We start from the raw sequence: 13439 nt of genomic DNA, 5'->3' as shown, positions 1-13439 counted from the left end.
CGACAAGACTTAAAACGATTGAAAAGTTGAACATAGTATGGGCAACTTTTCAATCACTTCTATTATGGGGGATGAAGAATTGGTTACGAAAGAGCTGGTTTCTAATTGTTTAACGACTTCATTTGATCAAATTCCGGATGAGGTAAAGACACACGGGAAATTAAGTCTATTGAATTGGCTTGGGGTAACAATAGGGGCTGCCAATGACCGTTCTATCGATATGTTAGTTGACTTGTCGAAGGAATTGCAATCCGCCGAACAGGTGTCGTTGTACGGAAGGGATGAAAAAGTTGACTTGCTGATGGGTGTATTGATTAACGGAACCGCTTCCCACATTTTTGATTACGATGATACCCATTTAGACACGATCCATCATCCTAGTGGTCCAATTGCTCCGGTTGTATTGGCATTGGGGGAACATTTGAATTTGAGCGGGGAAGAAATACTTCATGCATTTATTGTAGGTTGTGAAGCTGAACTCCGAATTGCTAATGCTGTTTATCCAAGTCATTATCAGCTGGGGTGGCATATTACGAGCACAACAGGTGTATTTGGTGCAGCGATAGCCGCCGGTTTATTGCTTGAATTGGATGAAGAGAGGATGTCTTGGTCGCTAGGAATTGCGGGAACCCAATCATCGGGTCTAAGGGAAGTGTTTGGAACGATGACGAAACCGTTTCATCCTGGAAAAGCCGCGCAAAATGGGTTGTTGGCCGCATTGCTCGCAAAAAGAGGATTCACGAGTTCAGAGCAGATATTAGAAGCGAAAAGAGGTTTTGCCAATGTGCTTGCTCCTGAACATGATTTGTCAAAGGTCAACTCTAACTGGGGCTTTGAATGGGAGTTGGCAAAAAACAGCTTCAAACCATATGCATGCGGTATTGTCCTTCACCCGTCAATTGATGCGTGCATCCACTTGAAACAGGAAGTGGATGAAAAAGACCTTGAATATATTGAGCTGAAAGTGAATCCGTATGTACTTGAATTGACCGGAAAGCAAAATCCTAAAACAGGGCTCGAAGGGAAGTTCAGCATCTATTTCACGGGGGCAGTTTCTTTCTTAACAGGGGATGCCAGTGAAAAACAGTATACCGATGAAAATGTAAAAGACCCTGCCATTGTGGAATTACAGTCGAAAATCCGCGTCGTTGTCGATGAGATGATGAAGGAAGAAGAAGTGCTGGCGAAGGCAGTTTTGCATGATGGAACTAGCATCGTATATGAGGTGAAGCATGCAAAAGGCAGTCTTGGAAATCCGATGACGCTTGAAGATATCATTCATAAATTCAAAGGTTTAGCAAGTGATGTTTTATCAAACGAGACAGAATCGGATCGGTTGATTCATAACATATTGAATTTGGAAAGAGTGGAATCCGTTAAAGAGTTAACAGGAAGATGACTTTATTTTTATTTATTTTGGATACAAAATCCAACACTCGTTATGTGAAAAGGAGGAGCTTGGCATGGAGGGTCCGCTAAAAGGCGTAACAGTCATTGATATTACAACAAATATTTCGGGGCCAAGTTTGACGATGATTTTAGGTGATTTAGGCGCTGACATCATTAAAATAGAACGTCCATTCATCGGGGATGATTCCCGGGGCATGGGGCCGTTATGGGAAGGCGAAGGAGTCTATCATCTGCAAATCAATCGAAATAAGCGTTCAATTGTCATTGATTTGAAGAGTGAGGAAGGGAAAGAGCTGCTATATAAGTTCGTGCAAGAAGGAGATGTCTTCGTCGAGAACTTCCGGCTCGGAAAGGCAGAAGAAATCGGTTTTGGCTACGAAACGTTGAAAGCGCTTAATCCTAGCTTGATTTATTGTTCGCTGACGGCCTATGGACAAGAAGGACCGGATAGCAAAAAACCCGGATACGATGCAATCGTTCAAGCAGAGACGGGGATTATGAGCATCAATGGACCTCCCGGAGGGGAATCAGCTAGGGCGGCAGTTTCTATTTTGGACCAAGGAAGCGCCATGTGGGGCGCAATCGGGGTACTCTCTGCGTTATTACATAGGGAGCGCACAGGCGAAGGTCAAAAAGTGGAGACTTCATTGTTTGAAACGGGTGTCTTTTGGACGGGTTATCATTTACTCTCTTACATGGCGACCGGAGAAGAACAAGTGAAAATGGGAACGGGACATAGCTCCTTCGCTCCGTATGGGGCATTCAAGACGAAAAACGGTGAACTCATGATCGGAATATCAAATGACTCGCTGTTCGGAAAGCTATGTAAAGCGTTGGATAAAGAAGAATGGATAGAAGATCCGAAGTTTAAGAGGAACTTAGATAGAGTTAAAAATCGAAATCAATTATCTCGTGAGATTGAACAGGTACTTAGCAGCCAAGATGCTTCCTATTGGTTAGAACGAATTGATCAAGCCGGCGTTCCTAGTTCTATTATCCGAAACATTTCATCGATGATTGATCATCCACAGATGGAGAGCACACAGATGTTGGAAGAAGTTGCTCATCCGTTAATCGATGAAATGAAGCTTGCTCGTTTGCCGATCAGGTTATCGGCTTCGCCTGTCAGGATTAGAAAAGCACCGCCTCTATTAGGAGAAGATACAATTTCGATACTGCAAGATAGTGGTATTTCGCAGGAGACAATTGATGAGCTTTTGTCTAAAGGAGTCATCCAAACTAAAAAAGTTGAAAGGGTTGCCAAAATATGAACAGTGAAAAATTCGAAAAAGGGTTGGAAATTAGACGAAGCGTCCTAGGAGCAGAGTATGTTGATCAATCCATTGAAAATGCGAATGAATTCAACATGCCGATGCAGCAATTAGTTACCGAATATTGCTGGGGAGAGGTTTGGTCAAGGCCAGGGCTGCCGAAAAAAACAAGAAGTATGTTGAACCTTGCCATGATTACAGCATTGAACCGTCCACATGAGCTGAAGCTGCACGTCAGAGGCGCGCTGAATAATGGCGTAACTAAGGATGAAATCCAAGAAGTTCTATTGCAAACAGCAATCTATTGTGGCGTACCTGCTGCAATAGATAGTTTTCGTGTAGCAAATGCAGTGTTTGAGGAAGAAGAATCCAAATAAGAACGCATACGAGGGGGATAACAATGGACTTCCCTAAAGAAGTACGGATCAATGAAATGGTTTTACGTGATGGTTTACAGCTCGAGAAAAAAATATTGACGGTTGAAGAAAAGAAGCTCCTCTTCTCATCCTTAAAGGACGCAGGAGTGAAGTCATTCGAGTTCGGCTCATTCGTTCACCCGAAGTTGGTGCCGCAAATGGCTACGAGTGGTGAATTGTTCGAAGAGATTGCAGGTGAGGCTGTAAACTTAGTAGCCCTTGTCCCAAATTTGAAGGGAGCAGAAAGAGCGAAGGAATTCGGAGTGGAACAGATCAACTTCGTTTTTTCGGCAAGTGACACGCACAATATGCAGAACGTCCATAAAACTACAGAACAATCGATCGCGGAACTGAAAGAAATAAATGACTTTTGTAATCAAAATCATATAGTTCTCAATACAACAATTGCTACTACATTCGGCTGTCCATTCGAGGGAGAGATCCCTGAAGAGCGTATTCTAGCTATTATTAATCAATTGCTAGATTTTACAATTCATCAGCTCTCTTTGGCTGATACGACAGGTATGGCGAATCCGAAGCAAGTCTATGAATTATTAACAGAAGTGAAGGCAGCATTTCCGGAGCAAAATCTCAATTTACATTTCCATAATACGAGAGGAATGGGGTTAGCAAACATACTCGCAGGGTTACAAGCTGGGGTGACAAGCTTCGATGCTGCTTTGGGCGGCTTAGGGGGATGTCCTTTTGCTCCGGGGGCGACAGGAAACGTTTGTACAGAGGATGTTGTTCATATGTTGCAATGTATGGGAATCCGGACGGATATCCGACTGGATGGACTGCTAGAAGCATCAGCTTTGCTGGAGACAATTATCGGACATCCGAATAACAGCTATCTCCTTAAAGCGGGACCGTATGATCGGAAATACGCTGTACCCATTTCACAATAGACGAGACCAATAATCAGGAGGGTGACTATGCAGTTGACAACGAGCAAATGGGAAACACTCAAACTGGATGAATCGTATGCAGAAGGCAATGTATACGTCCTGCAGCTTAATCGTCCCGAAGCTATGAATTCCTTAAATACATTGATGGCGGTTGAGCTTATTGAATGCTTATCAATCTTGAAAGATAAAAAGGATTTGAGAGTACTAGTTCTAACCGGCGCCGGAGAAAAAAGCTTTTGTGCAGGGGCGGATTTGAGAGAACGAAAAACAATGGATAATGAGCAGTGGAAAAAACAACATGATATTTTTGAAGATGCGTATCATGCCTTGCGAAATTTTCCGTTCCCGGTTATTGCGGCTATTAATGGATATGCCCTTGGGGGTGGCATGGAGATGGCCTTAAGTTGCGACCTCCGCTATATGGCCGAACATGCAAAAATGGGCTTGCCGGAAGTGACATTGGGAATCATCCCGGGGGTCGGGGGGACTCAGCTTCTTCCTAGAGCCATCCCTGTCGCGTTAGCAAAAGAATTTTTATTCAAAGGAAATCACATTACAGCAAAAAGAGCAGCCGAAACCGGTCTTGTGAACGATGTGTATTCCGGTGATGAATTATTCGAGAGGACAATCGAGTCGGCTCGTGAAATAGCTAAAAATGCTCCTTTGTCCCTTCAGTCGATTAAAAAGTCAATTGACAGGGGCCTTCAAACCGATTTACATACGGCCCTGTCAATCGAGTTGGACCAATATTACAAATGCGCTAACTCAGAAGATCGAAAAGAGGGCGTATTGGCCTTCAATGAAAAACGAAAACCAAACTGGCGAGGAATTTAACAAATAGGAATAGGAGAGTGTGTCACATGGTCACTACGAAAAGTTCTGCAGACGAAATTGAATTAATCCGAAAAAGCATACGTGCGTTATGCAGCAAGTTCCCGGAGGATTACTGGGCGAAACTAGATAAAAATAAAGAATACCCAGAGGAATTCATTAAAGCGTTAACGGATGAAGGATGGCTCTCCGTGTTGATTCCCGAAGAATATGGCGGAGCCGGGCTCGGCATGCTGGAAGCGAGCGTGATTTTGGAGGAGATTAACCGATCAGGCGGAAATGCTGGAGCGGGCCATGCGCAAATGTATACGATGGGTGCGCTGCTGAATCATGGTAGCGAAGAGCAAAAGAACCGGTTCCTGCCTAAGATTGCGACTGGTGAATTACGTTTGCAGGCATTCGGAATTACGGAGCCTACGGCGGGCAGTGATACGACGAGCATCAGTACGACAGCAGTCCGTAAAGGTGACAAATATATTGTAAATGGTCAAAAGATCTGGATTTCCCGGACGATGTATTCGGACTTGATGTTGCTGCTCGCAAGAACAACGCCAAAAGAGGATGTAGAGAAAAAGACAGATGGACTGAGCCTATTCATCTTGGATATGAACGATCAAAAAGATAATATTACAATCCGTGAAATCGATACGATGATCAACCATGCGACGACTGAAGTGTTCTTGGAAAACGTAGAAATCCCGGTTGAGAATTTAATTGGCGAAGAAGGAAAAGGTTTCCGATACGTATTAAGCGGCATGAATGCTGAGCGCATTTTGATCGCATCAGAAAGTATTGGCGATGGATATTATTTCGTGGATAAAGCCGTTCAATATTCCAACGAACGTGTTGTCTTCGATCGTCCTATCGGCCAAAACCAAGGGGTGCAGTTCCCGATCGCGAAAGCATATATGGATATTGAAGCTGCGAAATTGATGAGGGATAAAGCCGCGGCCATGTTCGATGCAAATGAGAAAGGCGGCGCAGAAGCGAATATGTCTAAATACTTGGCATCCGAAGCCGCTTGGAAGGCCGCCAATGCCGCAATGGATGCTTATGGCGGATACGGTTTTGCAACAGAGTACCATATTGAGAGGAAATTCAGGGAAGCGCGCTTATTCATGATAGCACCAATTTCTAATAACTTGGTTGTCAGTTTTGTAGGACAGCATGTTTTAGGAATGCCAAGATCATTTTAACGGAATGAGGGAGGGCAAATGAATTTGAGTGAAGAGTTGGCAAAGTATTATGCAGAACTAACATATGAAGATTTGCCGGAAGACGTAATTTCATTTACAAAGCTCTGTATATTGGACTACTTCGGTTCCGCGCTTGCAGGTATATCAAAAGCTCCAATCCAAATGATCAGCGAAGCAGTCGGGGAATTTGGAGGCAACCCTCAAGCTACTCTCTTAACAGGCGGCAAATCATCTGTCTTGAACGCTGCCCTCGTGAACGGTGCTTCCAGTCATATCGTTGAATTGGATGATATTCACAAGTCCTCCATCATCCATGCTGCAACAGTCGTCATACCGGCAGCGTTAGCTGTGGCGGAATGGAAAAAGCTGAGTGGCAAAGATCTTATTTTGGCTGTCGTTCTAGGTTACGAAATTTGCTTTAGAATCGGTGAAGCCGTTTCGCCTTCGCATTATCATTATTGGCATAATACAGCGACATGCGGAACGTTTGGCTCGGCGGTTGCTGCAGCGAAATTACTTCATTTAAATGAAGAAGCATTCATCAATTCCCTTGGAAATGCAGGATCCCAGGCGGCTGGACTATGGGAATTCATTGAAGATGGAGCTATGACGAAGCAGCTTCATACCGGGAAAGCCGCAATGAATGGCTTATTGGCAAGTTTATTGGCACAAAAAGGGTTTACCGGCGCCAAGAAGATTCTAGAGGGCGACAGAGGCTTTTTCAACGCTATGAGCGATGTTCATGATGGGAGCAAAATCACTAGGAATCTTGGAAATGAATATAAAATTTTGGAGAACTCATTCAAAGTGCACGCCTCATGCCGACATACGCATGCAGTCATCGATCTGGCAATAGAAATTGCAAACGAGAACAATTTTGAACTAGAAGATATCGATCATATCGACATCGGAGCATACAAAGCAACCTTGGAAATAACGGATAACAATGATCCAAGAACTGAATATGCATCCAAGTTCAGCGTTCAATATTGCACTGCTTTGGCATTGGTCAAGAAAAGCGCAGGATTGGATGACTTTGGCGGGGGAAATCTTTGGGATGCGACCATCCGCGGAGTAATGGACAAGGTGAATGTAGCATTGGATCCAAATATAAATGCTAACTATCCGAAAGAATGGGGAGCTAAAGTAACCGTCGTTCTGAAGAGCGGGGAAGCGTTTCGTAAACAGACTGATTTCCCTAAAGGCGACCCGGAAAATCCGGTTTCGACAGAGGATTTACGTAATAAATTCGTCAAGCTTGCAACAAGTTTGCCAGAAGAGAGCCGTCACCTTTTTGCGGACCGCGTGCTAGCGATTGAATCAATGGATAATATCGCTGATCTGATGGCCGAGCTGAATACGAATGTCCAATATATATAGAAAGAGAGTTTTCCATGATAACTCCTGATCATAACGACAAAGAGCTGCTAGAAACAATCGCAAGTAAACTGGATGGATTGTCAATCAAGCAATTAGAGGAAGTGGACTACTTACTATCCGCATATATGGATTTGTCCGAGCCGCAAGAAGGAAATAAAGCCTCTATGCATTTATACGGAAGGTTGACAGGTCTCAAGCAATTGGAAGAGGATCAAGTCGAAATGAGCTTGGGACCGCATAATGTCAATACGTATGGCGTAGCCCAAGGAGGCTCCCTATACACATTAGCCGATGTGGCAATCGGTTTTATGATATTGAGAAGACTTTCAGAAAATCAAAAAGTATTCACATTGGAAATGAAAATGAATTTTATTAAAAAAGGGTCAGGATCACAGTTACTAGCGCTCCCATCGATAGTAAGATGGGGGAAAACGACAATTGTCGCCGAATGTACAATTGAGGATTCCGAAGGGGATATCGTCGCTAAAGCTTTAGGTACGTTTTACGTCGTCAATTGATGGAAGGCGTGGGACAGAGGGGGGAAACGAATGAAGGAAATAACGTATGAAGATATCGTCCATCATGTCAAATTGATGTGTCAAAAGGTCAATTATGATTTAGGCGAAGATGTATACTCGGCATTCAAAAGAGCTTTACAGACGGAGAAATCCGATACAGGCAAAGAAATTCTCTCCCAATTGGTTGAAAACGCCGATATCGCAAAACGCGACCAAGTGCCAATGTGCCAAGATACAGGAACGGCAGTCTTCATCGTCGAACTGGGCCAAGATTGTAGAATAGCAGGCGGAAGTCTAATCGATGCAATTAATGAAGGGGTTGCAAAAGGCTACAGCGAGGGATACCTACGAAATTCAATGATTTACGATCCTCTTAACCGCAAGAATACAGGCAATAACACCCCAGCGATCATCCATATTGAGTTAGTGGAAGGGAGTCAATTGACTCTTCATATGACAGCAAAAGGTGGCGGAGCTGAAAATATGAGCAGCTTGAAAATGCTAAAACCTTCGGATGGCTTACAAGGAATTAAAGATTATGTATTGGACGTTGTGAAAGTAGCCGGACCAAATGCATGCCCACCACTAGTTGTCGGTGTTGGCATAGGTGGGAATTTTGAGAGGTGTGCCTATTTAGCAAAGAAGTCTTTATTCAGACCGATTGGCGTCCGCCATTCAAGTAAAGAGATTGCTGAGCTGGAAGAGGAACTCATTCAACAGATTAACCGCTTAGGGATCGGACCACAAGGAATGGGCGGAAGTACGACGGCGTTGGATGTGAAAATAGAATCGGAGGCATGTCATATCGCTGCGCTTCCGGTAGCAGTGAACTTAAATTGCCATGCTAGCCGGCATGAAACGGTTCAATTGGGGTAGGAGGCGTCATGATGCCGATAAAAATACAGCTTCCATTAACGGAAGAGAGTGTAAAGACATTAAAGGCCGGCGACCGCGTATTGTTATCCGGTACTGTATATACCGCGAGAGATGCGGCGCATAAACGGATGGTGGAGTTCATCGGGGAAGGGAAGCCATTGCCCATACAGTTGAGCGGCCAAGTCATCTATTATGTGGGCCCGACTCCTGCCAAGCCTGGAGAAGTAATCGGTTCGGCAGGTCCGACAACGAGTGAACGAATGGACTTGTATACGCCGGTTTTATTGGAAAAAGGTTTAAAAGGAATGATCGGAAAAGGGCATCGAAGTGAAGCGGTTAAGCAAGCAATGATAAATCATAGGGCAGTCTATTTTGGTGCTGTTGGAGGGGCGGCAGCTCTCATTTCCCGCTCCATCAAGTCATCGGAAATGATTGCTTATGAAGATTTAGGAACTGAAGCGATCCGTAAATTGGAAATCGAAAACTTTCCTGTCGTCGTCATTAACGATATATACGGTGGAGATGTATATAGGGATAGCGTATTAGAATTTAGACAAGACGGCTAGCGATTCCAAGCAAGGGGTGATGTAGATGAGAGTAGGAATTATTGGGCTAGGAAATATGGGGAGCAGGATCACGCAAAGACTTCTCGAAGTTGGAGTTTCTGTTGGAGTATACGACATCAATCAAGCCGCAGTAGATGAAATGGTTGCATTAGGAGCTGTTGCTGAACGCTCGCCTGCACATTTAGCAAGTAATTATCCATATGTTATTACCCTTTTACCGAATGCATTGATCGTTAAGGAGATCGTCCTCGGGGCGGAAGGTCTAGTACATGGGATGGGACCGGAAAGTCTGTTGATTGAGATGACGACTTCTGATCCTTCTTCAACAAAGGAATTGAATGAAACTTTAAAAAGCAAAGGTTTGAGGATGATCGATGCTCCTGTCAGCGGAGGTGTAGCGAAAGCGAGGAATGGCACTCTTTCCGTAATGGCAGGCGGTGAAGAAAGAGATTTTAAAGAGGTTGAATCACTTTTATGTAAGATCGGCAAAAATGTTATTCATGTAGGAGCAATCGGTGCGGGACATACAATTAAAGCGTTGAACAATATGGTATCTGCAACGACCCTTGCTGTTACAGGAGAAGCAATCGCGCTTGGCGTAAAGTTAGGCTTAGATCCCGATAAAATGCTCGCTGTCATTAATACGAGTACGGGAAGAAGTGTTTCAAGTGAGTTGAAGTTTCCTAGTCAAATAGTCAATCGGAAATTTGATTCGGGATTCACTCTCGATTTAATGGTAAAAGATTTAACGATTGCCAATCTCATAGCTGAAACTGAAAACGTCTCGTTGGATGTTGCTACTACGAATCTTCAATTATGGAAACAAGCTTCGGATCAGTTGGGAAAAGGTGCGGATCATACAATGATCGTTAAGCATATTGAAGAAAAATACAAAGTTGAAATCAAAAGCGTTCATGATTCGATGAACGTTATATCTTCATGAAAACGACGTCAGATTCTTATGAATTACTTTTGACTATTGGATAACAGCATATAAAATGGAAGGGAGCGTCTTTCGTATTACATAAGTAGTTTGTAAATGGAAGGCGCCTTTTATCTAGAAGTCAAATAGAAGCGAGGAAGAACATGAATAACTACAAACTGCCTGATTATGATCGAATGACGCTGCAATTCAAAGTAACAACTAGATTACGCGAACTCATTTTAAAAGGTGAATTTAAAATGGGGGAACGACTGATGCAAGAGGAATGGGCCAAAAAACTAGGTGTAAGCAGGATGCCTCTCAGGGAAGCGTTGCGCCAACTGGAAACGGAAGGCCTCGTTCATATTGAGCCGAGGAGAGGCGCAATCGTAACACCAATTTCAATTGAGGATATTGAGGAAATATATCGGTTGCGAGCATTATTAGAAGGAGAAGCTGTAGCGCAATCTTATAAATTTTTAACAGATGAAGACTTTGAAGAGTTAGAAGAATTATATATGAAAATGTCTAGCTTACTTGGAGATGACGAAGACATTGAAGAATATATGGTTCTCAATGAAAAATTCCATACAGTATTAATGGGAGGCTGTTCGTGGAGAAGGATTAAAGGATTTATCGATACGCTTTGGAAAGGAATTCCGTCTTATACGCCGAGTCTGCTCGCAAATACGATAGATGAAGGACGTAAAGAACATCTTCAAATGTTGGAATATGCTAGGCAAGGAAATGGCGAGGAACTAAGAAAAGTTACTGAAAAACATATATTAAGAACGAGAGATAACTTAATTAATATGATGAAAAACAACCAAAATTAAAGAGTCATACGATAGTAGATGGGGGGTGCTATAGTGCCTGAAAAGATGGAGTTCGATTCAAAGATTGCAGTTGAATATGACAGAGGGGTACGGCGGACACTTCCGACGTACGATCCTATGATGCGACTGTCCCAAACATTTTTACGTGCGAATCTTAAAAAAGACTCTTCTCTCCTTATTGTTGGGGGAGGAGGGGGCAATGAACTGAAAGCGTTTGGAACGACAAATCCAGGCTGGACCTTTACAGCTGTCGATCCGGCAAAATCGATGCTTGAGTTGGCGAAATTCAAGTCGCATGAACTAGGAATCGATAGTCGTGTGGAATTTATCAACGGAACGGTTGCGGATGTGCCGGAAGGATATTCTTTCGATGCCGCAACATGTATTTTAGTTCTTCATTTCATTGCAGACGTAGATGAAAAACTAGCGTTATTGAAAAAGGTAAAATCACATTTGAAGCCTGGTGCTCCGTTCGTACTTGTGAGCAAATGCGGCGATCCGGATGACCCTGAGTTTCAAATGCTCGTTTCCCTTTGGAAAGATTATTGGCTGGATACGACAAGCATGCCGGAAGAAAAAGTTGAAGAGCTCATGAAAGGTACGTTGACCGAATCTTCTATCCCCGAGCGAGACATTCGTAGATTGCTCGGCGAAGCTGGTTTCCACAAAATAGCAAATTTTTTTAGAACGAATCATTTTGCGGGCTGGGTCTGTTTCGCCGAATAAAGAAGTCTTTTGTCATAAAAACACAACCAGAGAATACATCTTTTTCGTTTATGACAAGAGTCAAGGGGTGTTGAACAGGAAAGGTTGTGGGCTTTATAAATGCGTAAGACGCAGGAAGCAACTCCGATGTTGTATATTGCTTTAGCGATTTTATGTTTCCTTGGCATGTTCTTCTTATTGCCTGATACATTTTCTACTACGGGGAAACTGATGATGAGCATTATCATCTTTGGCATTATTTTATGGTCATTGGAACCGATACCTATTGGTCTTACTGCGTTGATTTTGCTGTTGTTCATGCTAATCTTTAATGTGGCCGATTCATCGATCATCTTTAGCGGCTTTGCCTCCCCTGCCACATTTCTAATTGTTGCAGGGATGATGTTGGCGGCAGCCGTAAATGAAACGACTCTCATTAAGAGAATGACATATGAAGTATTAAAAAGATGGGGCAACAGTTCAAAAGGATTGGTAGGAAGCATAATTATTGTCCAACAGATCCAAGCTTTTTTCATTCCGTCGACAGCGGTCCGTTCAGCATTGATGTTACCGGTTTCGTCGATGATCATCGACACGATTGACGCTAAACCTGGCAGCAATCTGCGGAAGATGATCATGTTAGGCGTTGCTTTTGGCGGCGTTATTAGCGGTACGGCAGTTATGACCGCGGCGATTGGGAACATTTTGACTGTAGAGCTTTTAAATCGTTTTGCCGGCATTAACATAACGTATTTACAATGGTTCTACTATACATTTCCATTATGGCTCATCTTGATTCCTTCAATATGGTACTTATTGCTGAAAATATTTCCGTTACCTAAGGAACAACAATACTACCCTTTAATTCGAAAAGAGATGGAAGCAAGATTGAATGAAATAGGGCCGGTAAATAAACGAGAGATCCGCTGTTTGCTCATATTGTTTTTCATTGTCGGGCTTTGGTTGACAGAACCATTACATGGAATGCATCCGAGCATCCCAGCTCTAATAGGAGTTGTTCTGATGACGCTGCCTAAAATTGGCATTGCTGCATGGGAACCAATCGTGAAAATTGATTATAATACGGTCCTGTTGTTAAGTGTTACGTTGTCAATCGGCTATACATTTGTCGATTCTGGCGCAACGCATACAATCAGTCATTATTTAAGTGTGGACTGGTTTGTGACACTGCTGCAAAATCCTTTCATAACGATAATTGTTGTTATTCTTACAGCGCAGTTGTTCCATAAATTGATATCGAATGTTTCAACAGCCGTCGTCACGTTGGTGCCGATCATGATAAGTGTGGCGACAAATGCAGGGCTAGATCCGTTAATTGTCGGGTTTACGACTGGACTCACATGTCTCTTTGGATTCATTTTAATTGTGGAGTCAATGCCAAATGTATTGGCGCACAGCACGGGAATGATATCGCAAAATGACTTCTTGAAACCAGGTTTATATGCGACACTCATAACGATTATAGCTACCGTTTTTATTGCCTCCACATGGTGGAGATGGATAGGATTGATTTGAATTTGTTGTTCTATCATTATCTCGTAAATTGTTTGAATAGTTAGTAATATAATTGATTTATATAAAAA

At 43.1% G+C, this 13439-nt stretch carries 14 protein-coding genes; all 14 read left to right on the top strand.

Features of this window, described 5'->3' with window-relative positions; all coding sequences use genetic code 11:
* Window positions 1–37: 37 nt before the first annotated feature.
* The 14 genes from ACR65H_RS00275 to ACR65H_RS00210 all read left to right on the top strand — a co-directional run bounded on the left by ACR65H_RS00275 (window position 38) and on the right by ACR65H_RS00210 (window position 13371).
* Entirely contained in the window at window positions 38–1399 is a 1362-nt protein-coding gene (locus ACR65H_RS00275) for an MmgE/PrpD family protein (protein ID WP_440498056.1), read from the top strand.
* A gap of 64 nt (window positions 1400–1463) precedes the next feature.
* Window positions 1464–2681, top strand: coding sequence for a CaiB/BaiF CoA transferase family protein (locus ACR65H_RS00270; protein ID WP_440498055.1), 1218 nt, complete (start codon window positions 1464–1466; stop codon window positions 2679–2681).
* A complete protein-coding gene (gene pcaC / locus ACR65H_RS00265; RefSeq protein WP_440498054.1) occupies window positions 2678–3058 on the top strand; it encodes a 4-carboxymuconolactone decarboxylase in 381 nt (126 codons plus the stop codon). Before ACR65H_RS00270 ends, pcaC begins: the two co-directional genes overlap by 4 nt.
* A 23-nt stretch (window positions 3059–3081) precedes the next feature.
* Window positions 3082–4005: a hydroxymethylglutaryl-CoA lyase gene (locus ACR65H_RS00260; RefSeq protein ID WP_440498053.1), complete on the top strand. Its 924-nt coding sequence runs from the start codon at window positions 3082–3084 to the stop codon at window positions 4003–4005.
* 27 nt (window positions 4006–4032) lie between these two features.
* On the top strand, window positions 4033–4839 hold the full coding sequence (locus ACR65H_RS00255) for an enoyl-CoA hydratase/isomerase family protein (RefSeq protein ID WP_440498052.1): 807 nt from the start codon (window positions 4033–4035) through the stop codon (window positions 4837–4839).
* 26 nt (window positions 4840–4865) lie between these two features.
* Window positions 4866–6032 (top strand): acyl-CoA dehydrogenase family protein, encoded by a 1167-nt coding sequence (locus ACR65H_RS00250; RefSeq protein WP_440498051.1) that lies wholly within the window; start codon window positions 4866–4868, stop codon window positions 6030–6032.
* A gap of 18 nt (window positions 6033–6050) precedes the next feature.
* A complete protein-coding gene (locus tag ACR65H_RS00245; RefSeq protein ID WP_440498050.1) occupies window positions 6051–7412 on the top strand; it encodes an MmgE/PrpD family protein in 1362 nt (453 codons plus the stop codon).
* Window positions 7413–7426: 14 nt separating this feature from the next.
* Window positions 7427–7930, top strand: coding sequence for a PaaI family thioesterase (locus tag ACR65H_RS00240; RefSeq protein ID WP_440498049.1), 504 nt, complete (start codon window positions 7427–7429; stop codon window positions 7928–7930).
* 30 nt (window positions 7931–7960) lie between these two features.
* Entirely contained in the window at window positions 7961–8806 is an 846-nt protein-coding gene (locus ACR65H_RS00235; protein ID WP_440498048.1) for a fumarate hydratase, read from the top strand.
* Window positions 8807–8817: 11 nt separating this feature from the next.
* The gene (locus tag ACR65H_RS00230; RefSeq protein WP_440498047.1) at window positions 8818–9372 is read left to right on the top strand and encodes a Fe-S-containing hydro-lyase; all 555 of its coding nucleotides are present in this window, start codon (window positions 8818–8820) and stop codon (window positions 9370–9372) included.
* A 25-nt stretch (window positions 9373–9397) separates the two neighbouring features.
* Complete coding sequence (locus tag ACR65H_RS00225; protein WP_440498046.1) at window positions 9398–10315, top strand: NAD(P)-dependent oxidoreductase; 918 nt, start codon at window positions 9398–9400, stop codon at window positions 10313–10315.
* Window positions 10316–10458: 143 nt separating this feature from the next.
* On the top strand, window positions 10459–11130 hold the full coding sequence (locus ACR65H_RS00220; protein ID WP_440498045.1) for a GntR family transcriptional regulator: 672 nt from the start codon (window positions 10459–10461) through the stop codon (window positions 11128–11130).
* Window positions 11131–11163: 33 nt separating this feature from the next.
* On the top strand, window positions 11164–11856 hold the full coding sequence (locus ACR65H_RS00215) for a class I SAM-dependent methyltransferase (protein WP_440498044.1): 693 nt from the start codon (window positions 11164–11166) through the stop codon (window positions 11854–11856).
* Window positions 11857–11982: 126 nt separating this feature from the next.
* Window positions 11983–13371, top strand: a complete 1389-nt coding sequence (locus ACR65H_RS00210; protein WP_440498043.1) for an SLC13 family permease — start codon at window positions 11983–11985, stop codon at window positions 13369–13371.
* Window positions 13372–13439 lie beyond the last annotated feature (68 nt).

It is taken from the genome of Sporosarcina sp. SAFN-015, assembly GCF_059415085.1.
This window is presented reverse-complemented; position numbering and strand designations above follow the sequence as displayed.

Bases quoted from the DNA above. Each gene is read 5' to 3' on its own strand.
- ACR65H_RS00250 (WP_440498051.1), top strand. From the start codon at position 4,866: ATGGTCACTACGAAAAGTTCTGCAGACGAAATTGAATTAATCCGAAAA.
- ACR65H_RS00220 (WP_440498045.1), top strand. From the start codon at position 10,459: ATGAATAACTACAAACTGCCTGATTATGATCGAATGACGCTGCAATTC.
- ACR65H_RS00230 (WP_440498047.1), top strand. From the start codon at position 8,818: ATGCCGATAAAAATACAGCTTCCATTAACGGAAGAGAGTGTAAAGACA.
- ACR65H_RS00225 (WP_440498046.1), top strand. From the start codon at position 9,398: ATGAGAGTAGGAATTATTGGGCTAGGAAATATGGGGAGCAGGATCACG.
- ACR65H_RS00245 (WP_440498050.1), top strand. From the start codon at position 6,051: ATGAATTTGAGTGAAGAGTTGGCAAAGTATTATGCAGAACTAACATAT.
- pcaC (WP_440498054.1), top strand. From the start codon at position 2,678: ATGAACAGTGAAAAATTCGAAAAAGGGTTGGAAATTAGACGAAGCGTC.
- ACR65H_RS00210 (WP_440498043.1), top strand. From the start codon at position 11,983: ATGTTGTATATTGCTTTAGCGATTTTATGTTTCCTTGGCATGTTCTTC.
- ACR65H_RS00275 (WP_440498056.1), top strand. From the start codon at position 38: ATGGGCAACTTTTCAATCACTTCTATTATGGGGGATGAAGAATTGGTT.
- ACR65H_RS00270 (WP_440498055.1), top strand. From the start codon at position 1,464: ATGGAGGGTCCGCTAAAAGGCGTAACAGTCATTGATATTACAACAAAT.
- ACR65H_RS00255 (WP_440498052.1), top strand. From the start codon at position 4,033: ATGCAGTTGACAACGAGCAAATGGGAAACACTCAAACTGGATGAATCG.
- ACR65H_RS00240 (WP_440498049.1), top strand. From the start codon at position 7,427: ATGATAACTCCTGATCATAACGACAAAGAGCTGCTAGAAACAATCGCA.
- ACR65H_RS00235 (WP_440498048.1), top strand. From the start codon at position 7,961: ATGAAGGAAATAACGTATGAAGATATCGTCCATCATGTCAAATTGATG.
- ACR65H_RS00260 (WP_440498053.1), top strand. From the start codon at position 3,082: ATGGACTTCCCTAAAGAAGTACGGATCAATGAAATGGTTTTACGTGAT.